The organism is Corynebacterium glyciniphilum AJ 3170, from assembly GCF_000626675.1.
In the GTDB taxonomy this organism is placed as follows: Bacteria; Actinomycetota; Actinomycetes; order Mycobacteriales; family Mycobacteriaceae; genus Corynebacterium; species Corynebacterium glyciniphilum.
This window is the reverse complement of the sequence record NZ_CP006842.1, coordinates 713,004-730,355: the sequence shown is the minus strand read 5'-3', so window position 1 is coordinate 730,355 and position 17,352 is coordinate 713,004. Positions and strand designations below refer to the sequence as shown.

Below are 17,352 nucleotides of genomic sequence, written 5' to 3'. Positions count from 1 at the left end.
AGGAAGGGTACTCATCCAACGGCACGCCCCAGATGCTCCCCCGTCAACGTCCCGGATGACACAAGTGACGTCGGTGTTCCCGAGAACACTACGCGGCCGCCCTCGTGCCCCGCCCCCGGCCCAACGTCGATGATGTGGTCGGCTGCCGCCATGACCGCCATATTGTGTTCGATGACCACGAGACTGTACCCGTCGTCCACCAGGGACTGCATCATGGTCAGCAGTGTGCCGGTGTCCGCCAGATGCAGTCCCGACGTCGGCTCATCAAGCACGATCACGGAAGCCCCGTCCGAGGCTTCCAGACCGTCGCCGATCTTTGCCGCAAGCTTCAGTCGTTGACGTTCCCCGCCGGACAGGGTGTTCAATGGCTGTCCCAGCCGCAGGTAGTCGAGACCGACCTGCATAAGCCGGTCCAGGATCCCGGAAACCGTCCGCGACGCTGCACTGGACGGGACATCGTCGGTGAAGAAGTCCCGGGCCTGCCTCACCGTCATATCCAGGACATCACTGATGGTGCGTTCTGCCAGGGTGAACTCCAGGACCTCCGGCCGGAAGCGGCGCCCGCCACACTCCTCACAGGGCGTCGATACGCCTGCCATGATCGCCAAGTCGGTGTACACGACGCCGAGTCCGTTGCATACCGGACACGCGCCTTCGGAGTTCGGGCTGAAGTGCGCCGGTGTAGCCCCGGCCGCCTTGTTCGTCCGGGCGAAAAGTTTGCGGACGTCGTCCAGGACTCCGGTGTAGGTCGCCGGAGTGGAACGCCTGGATCCGCGGATGCCGGACTGGTCGACCACCGTGACCCCGTCGCGCCCGGTCAGTCCACCGTGGATCAGAGACGACTTTCCTGACCCCGCGACCCCGGTGACCACGGTGAGCACCCCGAGAGGGACCTCCACCGATACATCCTGCAGGTTGTTCACGCTGACGTGGTCCAGCGACATCACCCCGGCAGGGGTCCGCACCGTGTCCCGGAGCGCCACACCGCGGTCGAGTGAGCGGGCGGTGACTGTGTCCGCACCCCGCAGTCCCTCGTAGGTTCCGGAGAAGACGACCTCACCACCGGCTTCACCGGATCCCGGTCCGATGTCGACGACATAGTCCGCGGCCTCGATGACCTCAGGCTTGTGCTCGACGACGAGGACGGTGTTGCCCTTGTCACGGATCCGCTGCAGCAGGTCGATCATCCGGTCGATGTCATGCGGGTGCAGACCGATCGTCGGCTCGTCGAAAACGTAGGTCACGTCCGACAGCGGGGAGCCGAGATGCCGGATCATCTTCACCCGTTGCGCTTCTCCTCCGGACAACGTGCCGGCCGGACGGTCGAGACTGAGGTAGCCCAGACCCACGTCAACGAGGTTGTCGAGCATACCGAGCAGGTTGGACCTCACAGGCGCCACGGACGGCTCTGCCTCGAGCCCCTGGACAAGTCCACGCAATTCGGTGATCTGTGTCGAGTTCCACTCACCGATGGTGCGTCCGGCGACGGTGGCCATCCGCGAGGCTTCCTTCAAACGGGTGCCGTGGCAGTCCGGGCATGGACCGGTCGTGCTGATCCGCTCCACGAAGTTCACGATCTGCTTCTGCTTCGGCGGAGTATCGCGGTCAATCCAGAGTCGGCGGATCCGGGTGACCAGGCCGTCGTAGCTGAGGTTCGAGAAGCCGCTGTTGTCCTCCTTGGCGACCTTGATCTTCTGTGACGGCGCATAGAGGAAGAACTCCCTCTGTTCGGGCGTGTAGTCGCGGACCGGGACATCCGGGTCGAGTCGTCCACAGTTGGCGTAGGACGACCAGTACCAGTCCCCCACACCGAACCCCGGCGCGTCGATCGCGCCCTCGTTCAGCGACTTCGATTCGTCAAGGAACACCGAGAGGTCAATGGTGGCGCCGACGCCGGTGCCTTCACAGGTGGGGCACCACCCCTCGGGGAGGTTGAAGGAGAAATGACCGGACGCTCCCACGTAGGGCTCAGACAGCCTGCTGAACAGAATGCGCACCAGGGAGGAGGCGTCGGTCGCGGTACCGACCGTGGAGCGCGAGTTCGCTCCCATGCGCTCCTGGTCGATGATGATCGCCGGGGAGAGGTTCTCCAGCACATCGACATCCGGGCGCGGAAGACTGGGCATGAACCCCTGGATGAAGGCGCTGTAGGTCTCGTCGATCAGTCTGCGTGACTCCGCAGCGACCGTGCCGAAGACGAGGGAGGACTTCCCCGACCCGGAGACTCCGGTGACGACGGTGAGTTTCCTCTTCGGGATATCGACGTCGATGTTCTTCAGGTTGTTGGCCCGGGCTCCCCGGACGTGGATCGTGTCGTGGCTGTCGTGCCTGGTGTCATGGGAGTCGCTCATTGCATCTTTTATAGCCGAAGAGCAGGGTCTACCGGCAGCGTCGCACGCCCCGCGGCCAGCAGCTCGACGATCTCACTGTGCCGACGCGCACCCGTCCCCGCTACAGGTACGCGTATGCCGCGGCGAGCCGTCCGAACCACCAGTCCCGGCGCGCCGCCGGAGCCTGCAGGCCGTCCAACCGGTCCGCGTCAGGGCTGAGCTGCTCCACCGCGAGGCGCCCGTCGACGATCTCACGGGGTGTGCAGACGTCCTCGGCATACAGTGACCCTGTGGCGAGGCCCGCCGCCTGCGGTGCCACAACCATGTCTTCGTCGTCGGTGTAGCCCGGCAGCGTCGCTGCTGCGAGAATCCCGGCGTACATGCCCACGGCGGACTCCAGGGCAGACGACACTGTCACCGCCACTCCGAACCGCCCGACCTCCTCGGCGATCGCGCGGACCCGGGACACACCGCCCAACGGCGCAGCCTTGAGCACCGCCACGTCGCAGGCACCAGCCTGGACGACGGTCAAGGGGTCGGTGGATTTACGGATCAGCTCGTCCGCGGCGACACGGACCATCATTCCGCGCGAGCCAAGTCGCCGCCGTAGTTCGGCGAGCTCGGCGACCGTGGCACACGGCTGCTCCATGTAGTCCAGGGGCCCACCACCCCGGGACGGGTCGGTGAGAGCCTGGGCGGCAGCGAAGGCGTCATCGACGCTCCAACCGGCATTCGCGTCCACGCGGACGGCGATCCCCGGTCGGGCGTCCCGTACCGCCCGGACGCGCGCGAGGTCATCCTGGAGCGTCTGTCCTTTCTCCGCAACCTTGACCTTCACCGTGGTGCAACCCGGGTACCGGTCCAGCAGGCGGGGTACGGCCTCCGGGTCAGCAACCACGTCCACCGCCGGAATGGTCGCGTTCACCTCAACCGACGACAGTGACGGCTCCGGGAGGCGCCCCCAGCCCAGTTCCACTGCGTTGCGGAGCCACCGCGATGCCTCTTCTGCGTCGTACTCCAGGAACGGCGACCACTCCACCCAGCCGGACGGCGCCTCGATGAGCATCAGCTCCCGTTCCGTGACCCCCCTGAACGGCACTCGCAGGGGGCAGCTGACAACCCGGGCGCGGTCAGTGAGTTCCGACAAGGCCGGTGGGCCGTATTCGGCAGGACGGTCAGAAGACTGCATACCAACACCCTACGATGGTGACATGACAGACAACCCCTTTGACCCTTCTCAGTGGCGCGAGGTCCCCGGCTTCAGCTTCGACGACATCACCTACCACCGTCATGCGGGGGGCGGGCGCGAGAACGGCATCGTCCGCATCGCGTTCGACCGGCCCGAGGTGCGTAACGCCTTCCGCCCCCACACCGTCGACGAGCTGTACCGTGCCCTCGACCACGCCCGACGCTCCCCGGACGTCGGGACCATCCTGCTGACCGGTAACGGCCCCAGCCCGAAGGACGGCGGCTGGGCGTTCTGCTCGGGCGGCGACCAGCGCATCCGTGGCAGGTCCGGATACCAGTACGCCACTGAGCACGACAATGACGTCACCGCTGCGACCGCCGACAAAGTCGATGACGCGCGAGTCAAGGCTGAGGGCGGCCGACTGCACATTCTCGAAGTGCAGCGGTTGATCCGGACGATGCCGAAGGTCGTCATCGCGGTGGTCAACGGATGGGCGGCCGGTGGCGGCCACAGTCTGCACGTCGTCTGCGACCTGACAATCGCCTCCCGCGAGCACGGCATGTTCAAGCAGACGGATGCCGACGTCGGATCTTTCGATGCCGGTTACGGCTCGGCATACCTGGCCAAGCAGGTGGGCCAGAAGTATGCCCGGGAGATCTTCTTCCTGGGCCGATCCTACTCCGCCGAACGCATGATGCAGATGGGTGCGGTCAACGAGGTTGCCGACCACGCTGAGCTCGAGGAGACCGCAGTCGAATGGGCACGGGCGATCAACGGCAAGTCCCCCACTGCCCAGCGGATGTTGAAGTTCGCCTTCAATCTCTCGGATGACGGGCTGATGGGGCAGCAGGTATTCGCCGGGGAGGCGACCCGCCTGGCCTACATGACCGATGAGGCGGTGGAAGGGCGTGATTCCTTCCTGGAGAAGCGCGCTCCCCGCTGGGATGAGTTCCCCTACTATTACTGAGTTAATCCTGAGAATTCAGGGAATCCGCGATGATTTTTCGGCACGCCCATCACTGACCATGGGTTCCGTCAATGATCAGTCCGCCCCCGGACATGCCGCGCAGGTCATTCCTGTAGCACAACTGCGGAATTTCCCTTGAATTCACCCACTGTTTACCCTCTCCGTTGTCGGCGGTAACAACACCAGTGCCAGTGACCTGCAGATTCGCAGAAAAGTCGACCACTTAAGTGAACACTATATACCCCCGTTTTTCACCCCCATATTTTTCTGGGGAGTAGACGTTTCCGCCGATAGGCGGGATATTTCTAGGTGTGACTGAGCTTCTCATCCTTCTGCTCGTGATCGGGACCGCCCTGGCTTTCGACTTCACCAACGGCTTCCACGACACTGCCAACGCGATGGCCACCTCCATCGCCACCAAAGCCCTGAAGCCAAAGACAGCGGTCGCCCTGGCCGGCCTGCTGAACCTCGTCGGAGCGTTCCTCTCCGTAGAGGTTGCCAAGACGGTGGCCAACGGGATCGTGAACCTCGAGGACTTCGACCTCAGTGTCGTCGCTGAGGCCGACAAACTCCTCCTTGTCGTCTTCGCCGGACTTATCGGCGGCATTCTGTGGAACCTCTTCACCTGGCTCTTCGGGCTGCCTTCCAGCTCCTCCCACGCCCTGTTCGGCGGACTGATCGGTGCAGCCATCGCCGCCCTCGGCGTATCCGGTGTCGTGTGGGACGGTGTCCTGCAGAAGATCATCGTCCCGGCGCTCGCCGCACCCGTGATTGCGGGCCTGGTCGCAGCCGTCGGCACCGCCGGGGTCTTCAAGCTCACCCGGCGGACCCGCGAGGGGGAGCGCGACAACCTGTTCCGTCTCGGACAGATCGGCTCAGCGTCCCTGGTCGCCCTCGCCCACGGCACCTCGGATGCACAGAAGACCATGGGCGTGATCTTCCTGGCCCTCGTCGCCAGCGGAAACCTCGACGCCGCCGCAGACATGCCCTTCTGGGTCACCGCGAGCTGTGCGATCGCCATCGCCGCCGGAACCTACGCCGGCGGCTGGCGTGTGATCCGGACCCTGGGCAAGGGCCTGGTGGAGATCACCTCTCCTCAGGGCATGGCTGCTGAGACGTCTTCCGCCGCCATCATCCTGACCTCTGCGCACATGGGCATGGCGCTGTCCACCACCCACGTCGCCACCGGGTCGATCCTCGGCTCCGGAGTCGGCAAGCCCGGCGCCAAGGTCCGGTGGGGGGTCGCCGGACGGATGGGCATCGCCTGGATCACCACACTGCCTCTGGCAGCGGCGGTTTCCTGGCTGGTGTGGACGCTCTCCAATCTCGTCGCAGAAGCCACGACAATGGCGGTAGGCTCCCTGTTCTCCTTCCTGATCCTGGCGACCGGCGTCGGCCTCATCGTGTACAAGGCGCGGAAGCAGCCGGTGCACGCCGACAACGTCAACGAGGACTGGGACGAGCACGGACTGGCCCCCGAAACCGGTGCCAGCGCCACAGTCGGCACCGTGAGCGGAGCCGACACGGATTCCGACGAGACCCCCGCAAAGCAGGACTCCGACACCTTCGTCCACGCGCTCGCCGGTGCCGGAGTCGGGACGACCCCGGACGGCGGCACCTTCGACGACCCGGTCATCGGGCGTGGTGACCCCGCCTCCGTCCTCGACACCTCCGCCGGGTACCCGACCAGCACCTCCAAGGAGAGCTGACCATGACCATCCTCGAATCACTGCTCCAGGTCACCATCGCAGGTCTCGTACTGGGCGCCGGTCTTCCGATCCTGTTCGGCGTGGGTATCCGCCTGTGGGTACCGAGCTCGGACGGCGCCACCGGCGGTCCCGGGCAGCCGGCGAACGTCGCTCCGTGGCGCCGGACCGCTGCCGTGGTCATCTTCGGGATCATCGCCCTGTCGATCCTCGTCGGACTGCTGTGGATCACCCAGGGACGGATCTACTCCGCGTTCGGTTGGGATGTCTTCGGCACCGCCGGGCAGGCCGGCGGGCACTGACCGAACCCGGACAGACACGCCGAAACTGGCCTTCACGCAGGGGGAACATAAACAATACTTGACGACTCCCATTGTTTGTATCTACCATCTCTGGGAGATCGTCAACGTAGTGTCCGTACCCCCGCCGTTCCCGGCGAGTACCTGCCTGAAGGAAGTGAAGTCCCATGCCGTACCCGACATCCATCACCCGGCCGCTGGTCCGTCTCTTCGACTGGTACCGCAGGCCCGGAGCCGGAGTCCGTACCACCACCGACTGCACTGTGCTCGGTGTCCTCCCCGGCTGCCGCCCGGACCGCGACAGGGCCGGTGCAACGCAGGCACGGGGCACCACGACCCTCCACCGAACCGTGCAACCTGAGCACACCGGGCCGAACACTCGGGTGTTCTCCCCCACCGCGCTCGGTGTCGGTACCGACACGACAGACGTGCTGGCACTCCTCATCGACGAAGGCCGCACTCCTGCCACACCTCGTGAGGTCCGCGCCGCGTTCCGAGCACTTCACGGCCACCGTCCGTCGACTGCAGAGGCCACCGCGGCCTGCACCTCCGTGGCATCTTTCGGACTCCTGGCCTGACGCATCTCCCCGCGCTCCCCTCCGCGGCGTAGCGTGGTCCGGGTGAAGCTTGAAGCACTTCCCCTCGACCTCACTCCCCGAAGCGTTGCCGACGCCCTCCCCGTGCTGGATGATCTGCTCGACGGTCACCGTGCCGTGATACCCACACCACCAGGGCAGTCGCACGAACTGATGTCCCAGATGGCGGTCACCGCTGATGAAGCCCCCGGCACCCTCATCGCCTGCACGTCAGGGTCCACCGGTCAGCCGAAGGGAGCCCGCCTGCGGACTCCGAATCTCACGGCCTCCGCCGAGGCGACGAAATCTTTCCTTGCCGAGCGTTTCGGGACTGGCACGGGCCCCTGGCTATTGGCATTACCACCACACCACATCGCCGGTTTGCAGGTCATCCTTCGTAGCCTTCACTCCGGATACTCCCCCACCGTCCTCCCCGGCGGCAGCTTCACCCCGGAGGGGTTCGTCCAGGCCACCTCGGACCTACGGGCCTCGCATCCGTCCCTGGATCTCCACACTTCGCTGGTCCCGACCCAGTTGCAGCGCCTGATCGAAGACGAACACGCGCGTTCTGCTCTACGTGAGTACGCAGCAATCCTGGTCGGCGGAGCGGCGACCAGTACTGGTCTCGCCGACACCGCACGCAGCCACGATATCCCGATCGTGCTGACCTACGGTTCCTCGGAAACCGCCGGCGGTATGGTCTACGACGGCCGAGCCCTCCCCGGAACTGAGGTGACGATCGACGATGAGTCCGGCCGGGTCCTCCTGTCCGGTCCGACCGTCGCCGACGGGTACTGCAATGTCTCCGGCCCGACAGAGGAGGATGCCTTCCCTACGCCCGGCACCTTCCGCACCAGCGATCTCGGGAGTCTCAGCGACGGTGTCCTCACCGTACGGGGCCGCGCAGACGGCGCGATCAACAGCGGCGGCATGAAAGTCCTCCCCGAGGATGTCGAATCTGCACTTGGCGCGCTCGGATACGCTGCCTGCGCCGTCGGGCTCCCCGATACTGACTGGGGCGAGATCGTCACCGCCCTGGTCGAGTTCCCCGATGACGCACCCGCTGAATGGACGGCCCAACTCCGTACCGTCATGAAGGACGCCGGGCTGCCTGCACACCTGATACCACGGCGCCTCCTCGGCACCCGTCGCCTTCCCACGACCGGGCCCGGCAAAATCGACCGTCGGGCGGTTAGCGACGAGCTCCGGACTAGGCTGGACCCCTGAGAAGCCCACGGCACCCCGTCAGGAGACCCCCTTGTCCGAAAACACCGCCACCGCCGGCGACTGGTTGACCGGCGCACGCCCGCACACCTGGGCAAACGCCGTCGCCCCGGTTCTCGCCGGCACGGCCGCCGCCGTCTACGACGGCCACGCCTCCTGGGCCAGGGCACTCCTTGCGGCCGTCGTCGCCATGGCCCTGATCATCGGCGTGAACTACGCCAACGACTACTCCGACGGAATCCGCGGGACCGATGACGACCGTTCCGGACCCCTGCGACTGACGGGCTCCGGGCTTGTCCCGCCGGAGCGGGTGAAGTACGCGGCGTTCCTGAGCTTCGCCGTTGCCGGAGTGGCAGGAATCGTCCTGTCACTGCTGTCCGCATGGTGGCTGATCCTCATCGGTGCACTGTGCATCCTGGGTGCGTGGTTCTACACCGGCGGGAGGAACCCCTACGGCTACCGGGGGCTGGGAGAGGTTGCCGTCTTCGTGTTCTTCGGACTCGTTGCCGTGCTCGGTACCGAGTTCACCCAGTCCGGCACGGTCAGCTGGGTCGGACTCCTGCTGGCGGTGGGAGTGGGTAGTTTGTCCGCCTCGGTGAATCTGGTCAACAACCTCCGCGACATCCCCACGGACAAAGAGGCGGGGAAGACGACCCTCGCGGTGATCCTCGGTGACCGTCTGACCCGCGTCCTGTATGTGGCGCTGGTGCTGGTGTCGGTCATTGTCACCGTGGCGGTATCTGCCGCCGGCATCGCCGCACTGATCTCCCTGGCTGCGGTACCCCTCCTCTTCGTTGCCGCGCTTCCGGTGGTGAGAGGGGCGACCGGCAAGGAGCTCATTCCCGTCCTCGGGTTGACCGGCCGCGGAATGCTGGTCTGGGCGCTGGCGATGTTTATCGCGATGCTGCTGGGGTGATCAGCCGACATCCGGCGGCATAACCCGCCCGGTACTGACGGAGCAACCCCGCAGGTCGCTCACACCAACCTGCGGGGTTGCTCACTGCGCGAGGTTTGTTGACCGGATTCATTCGAGGGAAGGCCCCAGCCGCCGATTCGGCAGTCAGTCCAGTCGCTCCTCGAGCTGCGCACGCATCTGCTCCTTGTGCGCCCGACGCCCGGCGTCCCTGACCGCGATCTGTTCATTGACGCGCAACCGCAACTTCTTGAACAGCAGCATCGACAGCGGCAGTGCCACGATCAACGCGAGAAGTGCGCTCATCAGCAGGGGGAAGGACTGCCCCATACCCATCAGGACGGCCACCGACTGAATGATGACAGTCAACACGACGAACACCAGCAGCCGCGCAAGACCGTAGAGGGCGATGTCACGCCACGCGCCCGCCGGAAGCCGTCCCGGCTTCAGGTCGGGGCTGCCTGCATTATCTGAGCTGGTGCTGTTCTCGTCCACGACGACCAGCTTACGACCCCTCGCGACACAGCCCCAAACCTCTCACGCCCGGTGTTCGCTCTCGGCGATGAACACTATTCACGCCCCGTGATCGACTCAACGCCGTGAGGTGGTTAGCATGGAAGGAGACACGTCGGTCCGACACCGACCACCCCTACGCCGACAGGAGGTCGACAACAATGGGACGTCTAGTGATCGTTGTGCTCGTGATCGTCACGGTCATCGTGCTGTGGAAGGCATTCGGGCCGAAGACGTGGAACAACACGTCACGTACGCCACAGAACAATCAGTTCCCCTCACTGGGTCGCCAGAAGAACCAGGTCGTCAAGAACAAGGGTCCGGACGATGACCCTGATTTCCTGTGGAACATCAAGAAGGAACGCTTCAAGGCCCAACGCGAAGCAGAACGGCGTGAGCAGGAGGCAGTGGAACGTGCCCGGCGCGGTGAGCACTGGAAGCCCGGTGAGAAAGATGCCGGAACCACCAGCGCCACAGGCGAAGCGAAGGAGAACGACACTCCTCCTGCATCACCCGAATCCACGGACCACAACCCCGGAAAGGGACAGTCCGACGGCACAGGTACCCGCGGCAGCCAGGGAGACTCAGGCCGCCAGGAGAAGAAGGACGGCGAAAACGGCGCCCAGGGATAGCGGGTCTCAGACCTCTTTGCCTCGCCGTAGCAACGTCCGGAGGTAAGCGGCGTACGCTGAGGATCCGTGAGCATCAGCTCGCTGAGCGAGCTCATCGTCCGTCAGGTACCCCATCCGCCAGGCGACTTCCTCAGGGCAGCCGATCTTGAGTCCCTGGCGTTCCTCGATAGTGCGTACGAAATCGCCTGCAGCCATGAGGTTGTCGACCGTCCCCGTGTCCAACCAGGCGGTCCCCCGTGGGAGGATGTCTACCTGAAGCTCTCCCCGATCGAGGTAGGCCCGGTTGACGTCGGTAATCTCCAGTTCTCCACGTGCGGACGGCTTGAGCCCTCTGGCGACATCAACCACATCCGGGGCATAGAAGTACAGACCGGGCACCGCGAAGTTGGACCGCGGGTCGTCCGGCTTCTCTTCCAGTGAGGTTGCCGTCCCCTGCTCGTCGAAATCGACCACACCGTACGCCGAGGGGTCAGCGACCCAGTACGCGAAAATCGCTCCGCCCTGGACGTCGTGGAAACGACGCAGCTGGGAGCCGAGCCCCGCACCGTAGAAGATGTTGTCGCCGAGCACCAGGGCGACCGGCTCGTCACCGATAAACTCGGCGCCGAGAACGAACGCTTCAGCGAGGCCGTTGGGTGCGTCCTGCACGGTGTAGACGATGCTGACGCCAAACTGCGAACCGTCGCCGAGCAGTCGCCGGAACTGGTCATTGTCCTCAGGTGTGGTGATGACGAGGATCTCGCGGATTCCAGCCAGCATCAAGGTACTCAGCGGGTAATAGATCATCGGCTTGTCATAGACAGGGACAAGCTGCTTGGACACCCCGAGAGTGATGGGTCGCAACCTGGATCCGGTACCACCGGCCAGGATGATGCCGCGCATCACTCACCTTCCCAGTTCTCGGCGTCGCTCTGCGCCTGTTCCCACGCCAGTCGCAACTCCTTTTCCCAGCCACGGCACTCATTCCACGACGGAAGAGCCAAGCCACCGCGCTCGATCTCTGTGACGGTGGGGGCTGCCCGGTCCTTGTCTGACAGCACGACGTCCCCGGCACTGTCAGCGACGCCGTGTGCGGCCCAGTCGATGTCAAGTGCAGGGGCAAGCGGGCTGACAGCGTGCTCAGCAGCAGGATCGTACCCTTCAGAGACCAGGTAGCTCACCGTCGCCTCCCCCACTCCGGCGGGCACGCCGAAAGCGTGGCCGACGCCGATCGGAATGTAGATGCCCCTGCGGTTTGCTGCGGAGAGTTCCACGGACACGTGCTTCATGAAGGTCGGTGAACCGCGCCGCAGATCCACGAGGACATCAACAACGCGTCCTGCCACACAGGTGACGTACTTCGCCTGGCCCGGGGGAACGTCTGCGAAGTGGACGCCACGGATTACGCCGTCCCGTGAGGTCGACAGGTTTGCCTGCGGAACATCGAGGGGATGCCCGAGCTTCTCAGCGACGATGTCCGCACGGAACCATTCATGGAAGGTGCCACGATCGTCGCCGAAGACGCGGGGTTCGGCGACCCAGGCGCCCGGAATCTCGAGGTCGGTGATGTCATGCATGCCCACTACCATAACGTCACAGCGTCGTGGAGGATACGGCAGAGCCCTCAGGCATGATGTCGACAGGACATTCCCAGCAACTTTATCTTGAAACATATATCTTTCTGTCTGTAATGTCGTTGGGATGAACAAAGTGCGACTCGGGAAGGTCGTGGCCCGTGCCACGAAACCACTCACGCCTGCCCTGAAGAAACTGACGACCCCCCTGACACCCACGGACTATGCCGGACTTTTCGATCCGCTCCGTGGCCGGGAGGTACGGGGCCGCATCATGGCCGTTTCCCGCGACGGCGGCTACACCACGCTCACCATCTCACCCGGACCAGGCATGGCGGGCGCCTTCCACGCCGGCCAGTTCATCGGTCTCGGCCTGGACATTGACGGCCGTTGGCGATGGCGCTGCTACTCCCTGACGAATGCGCCGGTCCGCGCCGGGCACGGTCGGTCCCGTACCCTCACCGTCACCGTCAAGCCCGTACCCGGAGGAGAGGTCTCCGGCCACCTTGCCGAATACGCCACCGTCGGACAGATCATCCGGTTGACCGCCCCCGGCGGGGATTTCCATCTACCGTCGCCTGTACCGAAGCGGTTGCTCTTCGTCACTGCTGGTGCGGGCATCACTCCCGTGATGTCGATGGTGCGCTGGATCCGCGAAGAACACACCGCGGACACGTGGCCGGACGTCGTCCACATCCACAGCGAGCGCGGCCCGCGCCCTCCCGAACCCTTTGCCGATGAGCTCGACGCCCTTGATGCACAGACCCCGTCCTATCGGCTTATCACCTGGAACTCTTCCCGCGACGGACGTCTGAGGGTGGAGAACGTGACTGCCGCAGTCCCGGACTGGGAGACCCGGGAAGCATTTGCCTGTGGCCCCGGACAGCTGCTCGAGACACTCACCGAGACGTTTCCCGATATCCACACCGAGACTTTCCACGCTCAGGGCGCGGCCTCCGGCAACGCCGGCACCTCGCCCGACCCGGCCGACCTCGGTGGCGACATCGAGTTCGGCGACACCGGTATCGTCACCACCTCCACAGGGTCAACGACCATTCTCGACGCGGCGGAGAACTGCGGCGTCAGTCTGGTGCACGGCTGCCGCATGGGTATCTGCCGGACGTGCGTCACCCCGATTACCGACGGCACCGCCGTAGATCTGAGAGACGGTGCCACATACGGCCCCGGCGAGCAGATCCGTACCTGCTGCAGCGTCCCGTCGGGATACCTCCACATCGCCAGCAACTGACCGCTACACCAACGCCATCAGCGAGCCCCACTACCAACGAAGGAGCGACGACACATGGCTGTTCAGGACATCACCGCCTACGCCCACCTGTCGGATGACGACGTCCGCGACATCGGTCGCCGTCTGTCCGCGATTGAAAAAGCCCACCGGGAATCCCTCGGCGGCAAAGACGCCGACTACATCAAGTCCCTCATCCGCACCCAGCGGGCGCTCGACCTGATTGCCCGCATTGCCACAGCGACGTCCTCCACCGTCGCTGTGCCTGCAGGCATGATGCTCGGCCTGGCGAAGATCCTCGAGAATCTCGAGATCGGCCACAACGTGATGCACGGGCAGTGGGACTGGATGAACGACCCGGAGATCCACTCCTCCACCTGGGAGTGGGACAACACCGGCCCCTCTTCGGGCTGGAAGCACTCCCACAATGTGGTCCACCACACCTACACCAACATCATCGGCATGGACAATGACGTGGGATATGGAGTCCTGCGGGTCACCCGGGACCGTAAGTGGACACCCCAGGCGCTGATGCAGCCGCTGATCAACGTGGTGTTGGCCAGCCTTTTCGAACTCGCCGTCGGCTTCTACGATGTCGAACTGGGCCGGTATTTCACAGGCAGCCAAAGCTGGGAGGAGACCAAACCCCGTCTGCTCGACGCCCTCGCAAAAACCGGACGACAGTTCGGCAAGGACTACATTGGCTTCCCGGCGATCGCCGCAGCCACGGGTTATCTCTTCCCGGGCACAAAGGACGGCAGGAAGCTCACCCGTGTCGCAGGCGCGAAGCGTCGAGCCGGTGCTGCGCTGAAGACCGCCCTGATGGCGAATCTCACACGTAACGTGTGGGCCTACGCCGTGATCTTCTGCGGCCATTTTCCCGATGACGTGGAGACTTTCACCCGACGTACCCTCAGCGAAGAGACGCAGGACGAATGGTACCTGCGCCAGATGCTCGGTTCAGCGAACTTCCGCGGGGGTCCCGTCCTGTCGGTCCTGTCGGGCAACCTGAACTACCAGATCGAGCACCACCTCTTCCCCGACATGCCGTCGAACCATCTCGCAGAGATCAGCAAGCAGGTCGAGAGCATCGCCGATGAGTACGGTCTGCCCTACAACACCGACAGTTTCCCCAAGCAGTTGATGCAGGTTCAGCGCACACTGTTGAAGCTCTCTCTCCCGAATTCCATGCTGCGCGCCGACGCCTCCAATGCACCCGAAGTGCGTTCGGACGCCGCATTCACCGCCAACCCGGAGATCGCAGAGCAGACCGGTCCCCGGCAACTGAAGAAGGGCCTGGCCCTACTGAAGAAGGCCCGGCCGTCCTTCCTGGCCTGATTCTCGCCGCGATCAGTTCCAGTGGATCGGTTCGATCACCGGCGAATCTGACGCGTCAGCCGGGCTACCGTCCTCGGCAACAGCGGTCTCAGCCAGGTCATAGGTGAAGGCCAGACCAGTGGGACTGATACCGCGGGTCTTCTCCTTGTCGACGTAACTGAGTACCGCGGACTCGTAGGTCGCGTCCTCGTCGATATCAGCGAGCCTGGAAGGCAGAAGGTCCTGTTCATCCACGCCGCAAGTCTCCGGGTCAGCACGCTGGATGACATTGGCGCCGGTGCCCTCGTCATCAGCCGGCACGAGCACCGGCGCAGTGACAGCCCCGGAATCCTGATCGGCCTCTACCGGGTCTTCTCCCAGAAAAGTGAGGGTGTAGGTCAGGCAGACGAACTCCTCCACATCGTCATTGCCCTCGGTCAGGGGTACCTCGTCGACATCGAGAGTCTCCGACCCCGACGCAGTGACCTTCCAGAACTGGTGTGGCTCCGGGTTCGCTGCGTCCTCTTCCGCGGGACGTTGAGTGACAACATAGGCGGCGTCACCGAAATCCAGTTCGGTGCCCGGTTCGGTGGGACGGAACCCCTCCGGTGCCCCGTCCAGGTCAAGTTCCGAAATCAGCTCGTTCTCGTCGTCACCGCCGTCCCCTTCACCGTCGACGCCACCACCGTCGACGCCATCCCCGGTCGCAGCATCCTCGGTGCTTTCAGAACCAACGGTCGCACCATCCCCCACCGAGCAACCGACGAGGACAACGGCCGGGATGGTTACTCCGGCGAGCAGCGCACGCCTCCACTTCTGCGAAACTGTCATGCCCACGAGGATAGTGCAGGCCGAATTCTCCGTGACAGATTAGTTCCAGTAGCATTCTCGCGTTCAGACACATCGACGGTGACCATGTGGTTGGACCACGTTTTCACCGCCAGACCACACGGCCGGTGTGCAACGGGTCGAGGTCAGCCCCCTCCGCCTGGAAAAGAAAACGGACCCCGACAGGCTTACGTGCCGCACCGGATCCATCATTACGGACGCAGCCCAGCACGGCTCCACGGTATGTCCTGCCTTCGACAAGCTTGTCGAGAACGCCGGGGACCATGTCGGCCGGATCGACCCCACCGTGCAGTTCCGCGGAGTACAACAACGGATCCACGGCGTTACCGACGGTATCCGCAGCAATCAGCACCGGTACCGCCACCGCCGACTGGAGGACAGGGTTCCCGTCACCGCCGTCACCGAGAAAAGTGATGTCGTACGGAGTCAGGATGTAGTGGTCGACCTCGTCCGGTGCAGGGTTGACGCCTTTACCGAAGACGCTTCCAAGGTCGGTCTCTTCCGGAGCGATGGTGCGTGGGCAATCGGTCGAGATCTCCCAGTACAGTGTCGGACCGTGCGGAAGCCGGGTGAGCACCTCCGCGGACTGGCCGTGCGCCAGGGTCGTACCGGGCAGCGTGAGAGAAAAGTCCGCCGGTGGGCTCGGCAGGACGACGGCCTCGTCCCCGACCTGGTAACCGTCAGCAGGCTGGGCGCTGGCCAGGCGCGGTACCGCTGCACCGGTCAGGAGGAGCGTGCGCCACGTGCGGCGGGCGGACGGGACAGTGACTACTCGGGACATGGTCATGCTGGTGATCCTTTCCCCGGTGTGGCGCCGGGTGAGGCTAGTGGAGACTTACATCGGTCACCCTACCCTTATTTACGTTCGCGAAAGCGATGATCTGGAACAACAACTCCGGGGAATCGCACATAAAGCAGTGTGTGCCAGCTCACACACAATTTTCACTCCCCCCGATCATCACCCCCAAGGCAGGTCAGTCGATGACCTGTTCCGTATCCCGGTACGTTTCTTCTGCGTCCTTACGGCTAACTTCCCACCACGAGCGATGATCCCGGTACCACCGCACCGTGTCCGCCAGCCCGACCGCAAAGTCGGTGTACTTCGGCCTCCACCCCAGTGACTCGACCGAGGACGGATCTATCGCGTAACGACGGTCATGCCCGGGACGGTCGGTCACGTGGACGACGTCCCCCGGGTCCCGGTCGAACAACTGCAGTAGCGTCTCCACGCACTGTCTGTTCGACCGCTCACCATCGGCGCCGATGAGGTACGTCTCCCCCGAGATGCCACGGTCCAGGATCGCCCAGACCGCATCGTTGTGATCGTCAACGTGGATCCAGTCCCGGACGTTGTCTCCCGCCCCGTACAGACGGGGGCTCTCACCGTCGATGAGAGCAGTGATCTGACGTGGCAGGAACTTCTCGGGATGCTGGCGCGGGCCGTAATTGTTCGAGCAGTTCGAGATCGTTGCACTGAGACCATGACTACGCACGAACGCACGCACCAAGTGGTCAGCGGAGGCCTTCGACGCCGAATACACCGACGAGGGGGCGTACGGGGTGTCCACGGTAAAGCGTTCGCCACTGTCGAGCGGCAGATCACCGAAGACCTCGTCCGTGGAGATGTGGTGCAGATGGACACCGTGTCGGACACATGCATCGGCGACGACCCCGGTGCCCTCGGTATTGGTACGCACGAACCGCAGCGGGTCCCGCAGGGCATTGTCATTGTGGCTCTCGGCCGCGAAATGCACCACGGCGGCACTGCCTCCGTCCGCCATCGCCTCCCTGTGCACGTCGGAGACGAGACCGTCCACCAGCCCGGAGTCACAGACATCCCCGACCACTACGCGGAGGCCGTCGTCCTCCGTGACTCCGGCGAGGTTCGCGGGGTTCGCCGCGTAGGTCATAGCGTCCAGGACAATGATCCGGACGCCCGGTCGGGTCGCGAGGGTGCGGTGAACGAAGTTCGCGCCGATAAAACCGGCACCGCCGGTCACCAGCAGTCGGGTGATCCGGCGGTCGGGGTGCTGCGCCAT

At 64.5% G+C, this 17,352-nt stretch carries 17 protein-coding genes; 9 read left to right on the top strand and 8 right to left on the bottom strand.

Annotated elements, in window-relative coordinates:
• Positions 1 to 11 precede the first annotated feature (11 nt).
• Both CGLY_RS03345 and CGLY_RS03340 read right to left on the bottom strand, forming a co-directional pair.
• Positions 12 to 2,351 carry an ATP-binding cassette domain-containing protein gene (locus CGLY_RS03345; RefSeq protein ID WP_038546191.1) on the bottom strand — a complete coding sequence of 780 codons (2,340 nt, stop codon included), beginning with the start codon at positions 2,349 to 2,351 and terminating at the stop codon, positions 12 to 14.
• Between the two features lie 100 nt (positions 2,352 to 2,451).
• Positions 2,452 to 3,519 carry an o-succinylbenzoate synthase gene (locus CGLY_RS03340; RefSeq protein WP_052539589.1) on the bottom strand — a complete coding sequence of 356 codons (1,068 nt, stop codon included), beginning with the start codon at positions 3,517 to 3,519 and terminating at the stop codon, positions 2,452 to 2,454.
• A gap of 22 nt (positions 3,520 to 3,541) precedes the next feature.
• Here CGLY_RS03340 and CGLY_RS03335 point away from each other — a divergent pair, with 22 nt between their 5' ends.
• The 6 genes from CGLY_RS03335 to CGLY_RS03310 all read left to right on the top strand — a co-directional run bounded on the left by CGLY_RS03335 (position 3,542) and on the right by CGLY_RS03310 (position 9,206).
• Positions 3,542 to 4,486, top strand: a complete 945-nt coding sequence (locus CGLY_RS03335; protein ID WP_038546189.1) for a 1,4-dihydroxy-2-naphthoyl-CoA synthase — start codon at positions 3,542 to 3,544, stop codon at positions 4,484 to 4,486.
• A 311-nt stretch (positions 4,487 to 4,797) separates the two neighbouring features.
• Positions 4,798 to 6,195, top strand: a complete 1,398-nt coding sequence (locus CGLY_RS03330; RefSeq protein WP_038546185.1) for an inorganic phosphate transporter — start codon at positions 4,798 to 4,800, stop codon at positions 6,193 to 6,195.
• A gap of 2 nt (positions 6,196 to 6,197) precedes the next feature.
• Complete coding sequence (locus CGLY_RS03325; protein ID WP_038546182.1) at positions 6,198 to 6,494, top strand: hypothetical protein; 297 nt, start codon at positions 6,198 to 6,200, stop codon at positions 6,492 to 6,494.
• 164 nt (positions 6,495 to 6,658) lie between these two features.
• Positions 6,659 to 7,069, top strand: a complete 411-nt coding sequence (locus CGLY_RS03320; RefSeq protein WP_038546179.1) for a hypothetical protein — start codon at positions 6,659 to 6,661, stop codon at positions 7,067 to 7,069.
• Between the two features lie 42 nt (positions 7,070 to 7,111).
• Entirely contained in the window at positions 7,112 to 8,293 is a 1,182-nt protein-coding gene (locus CGLY_RS03315; RefSeq protein WP_038551159.1) for an AMP-binding protein, read from the top strand.
• A 31-nt stretch (positions 8,294 to 8,324) separates the two neighbouring features.
• Positions 8,325 to 9,206: a 1,4-dihydroxy-2-naphthoate polyprenyltransferase gene (locus CGLY_RS03310; protein WP_038546176.1), complete on the top strand. Its 882-nt coding sequence runs from the start codon at positions 8,325 to 8,327 to the stop codon at positions 9,204 to 9,206.
• Positions 9,207 to 9,350: 144 nt separating this feature from the next.
• Here the strand turns inward: CGLY_RS03310 and CGLY_RS03305 are convergent, their stop codons facing one another.
• A complete protein-coding gene (locus CGLY_RS03305; protein ID WP_038546174.1) occupies positions 9,351 to 9,698 on the bottom strand; it encodes a DUF4229 domain-containing protein in 348 nt (115 codons plus the stop codon).
• Positions 9,699 to 9,877: 179 nt separating this feature from the next.
• Here CGLY_RS03305 and CGLY_RS17685 point away from each other — a divergent pair, with 179 nt between their 5' ends.
• On the top strand, positions 9,878 to 10,348 hold the full coding sequence (locus CGLY_RS17685; protein ID WP_174411410.1) for a hypothetical protein: 471 nt from the start codon (positions 9,878 to 9,880) through the stop codon (positions 10,346 to 10,348).
• A gap of 6 nt (positions 10,349 to 10,354) precedes the next feature.
• Here the strand turns inward: CGLY_RS17685 and rfbA are convergent, their stop codons facing one another.
• Both rfbA and CGLY_RS03290 read right to left on the bottom strand, forming a co-directional pair.
• Positions 10,355 to 11,230 carry a glucose-1-phosphate thymidylyltransferase RfbA gene (rfbA, locus tag CGLY_RS03295; RefSeq protein ID WP_038546171.1) on the bottom strand — a complete coding sequence of 292 codons (876 nt, stop codon included), beginning with the start codon at positions 11,228 to 11,230 and terminating at the stop codon, positions 10,355 to 10,357.
• Positions 11,230 to 11,904 carry a dTDP-4-dehydrorhamnose 3,5-epimerase family protein gene (locus tag CGLY_RS03290; protein WP_038546168.1) on the bottom strand — a complete coding sequence of 225 codons (675 nt, stop codon included), beginning with the start codon at positions 11,902 to 11,904 and terminating at the stop codon, positions 11,230 to 11,232. The genes rfbA and CGLY_RS03290 overlap by 1 nt, the downstream gene beginning before the upstream one ends.
• A 124-nt stretch (positions 11,905 to 12,028) precedes the next feature.
• Here CGLY_RS03290 and CGLY_RS03285 point away from each other — a divergent pair, with 124 nt between their 5' ends.
• A complete protein-coding gene (locus CGLY_RS03285; RefSeq protein WP_038546165.1) occupies positions 12,029 to 13,150 on the top strand; it encodes a flavin reductase family protein in 1,122 nt (373 codons plus the stop codon).
• A gap of 54 nt (positions 13,151 to 13,204) precedes the next feature.
• Positions 13,205 to 14,485, top strand: a complete 1,281-nt coding sequence (locus CGLY_RS03280; RefSeq protein ID WP_038546162.1) for a fatty acid desaturase family protein — start codon at positions 13,205 to 13,207, stop codon at positions 14,483 to 14,485.
• A gap of 12 nt (positions 14,486 to 14,497) precedes the next feature.
• Here the strand turns inward: CGLY_RS03280 and CGLY_RS03275 are convergent, their stop codons facing one another.
• From CGLY_RS03275 to rfbB, 3 genes are all read right to left on the bottom strand, one after another.
• On the bottom strand, positions 14,498 to 15,295 hold the full coding sequence (locus CGLY_RS03275) for a hypothetical protein (protein ID WP_038546159.1): 798 nt from the start codon (positions 15,293 to 15,295) through the stop codon (positions 14,498 to 14,500).
• A gap of 103 nt (positions 15,296 to 15,398) precedes the next feature.
• Positions 15,399 to 16,100: a hypothetical protein gene (locus CGLY_RS03270; protein ID WP_038546156.1), complete on the bottom strand. Its 702-nt coding sequence runs from the start codon at positions 16,098 to 16,100 to the stop codon at positions 15,399 to 15,401.
• Positions 16,101 to 16,287: 187 nt separating this feature from the next.
• Positions 16,288 to 17,352 (bottom strand): dTDP-glucose 4,6-dehydratase, encoded by a 1,065-nt coding sequence (gene rfbB, locus CGLY_RS03265; protein WP_038546153.1) that lies wholly within the window; start codon positions 17,350 to 17,352, stop codon positions 16,288 to 16,290.

Bases quoted from the DNA above. Each gene is read 5' to 3' on its own strand.
- CGLY_RS03290 (WP_038546168.1), bottom strand. From the start codon at position 11,904: ATGCATGACATCACCGACCTCGAGATTCCGGGCGCCTGGGTCGCCGAA.
- CGLY_RS03340 (WP_052539589.1), bottom strand. From the start codon at position 3,519: ATGCAGTCTTCTGACCGTCCTGCCGAATACGGCCCACCGGCCTTGTCG.
- rfbB (WP_038546153.1), bottom strand. From the start codon at position 17,352: ATGGCGCAGCACCCCGACCGCCGGATCACCCGACTGCTGGTGACCGGC.
- CGLY_RS03335 (WP_038546189.1), top strand. From the start codon at position 3,542: ATGACAGACAACCCCTTTGACCCTTCTCAGTGGCGCGAGGTCCCCGGC.
- CGLY_RS03345 (WP_038546191.1), bottom strand. From the start codon at position 2,351: ATGAGCGACTCCCATGACACCAGGCACGACAGCCACGACACGATCCAC.
- CGLY_RS03325 (WP_038546182.1), top strand. From the start codon at position 6,198: ATGACCATCCTCGAATCACTGCTCCAGGTCACCATCGCAGGTCTCGTA.
- CGLY_RS17685 (WP_174411410.1), top strand. From the start codon at position 9,878: ATGGGACGTCTAGTGATCGTTGTGCTCGTGATCGTCACGGTCATCGTG.
- CGLY_RS03270 (WP_038546156.1), bottom strand. From the start codon at position 16,100: ATGACCATGTCCCGAGTAGTCACTGTCCCGTCCGCCCGCCGCACGTGG.
- CGLY_RS03320 (WP_038546179.1), top strand. From the start codon at position 6,659: ATGCCGTACCCGACATCCATCACCCGGCCGCTGGTCCGTCTCTTCGAC.
- CGLY_RS03280 (WP_038546162.1), top strand. From the start codon at position 13,205: ATGGCTGTTCAGGACATCACCGCCTACGCCCACCTGTCGGATGACGAC.
- CGLY_RS03275 (WP_038546159.1), bottom strand. From the start codon at position 15,295: ATGACAGTTTCGCAGAAGTGGAGGCGTGCGCTGCTCGCCGGAGTAACC.
- rfbA (WP_038546171.1), bottom strand. From the start codon at position 11,230: ATGCGCGGCATCATCCTGGCCGGTGGTACCGGATCCAGGTTGCGACCC.
- CGLY_RS03285 (WP_038546165.1), top strand. From the start codon at position 12,029: ATGAACAAAGTGCGACTCGGGAAGGTCGTGGCCCGTGCCACGAAACCA.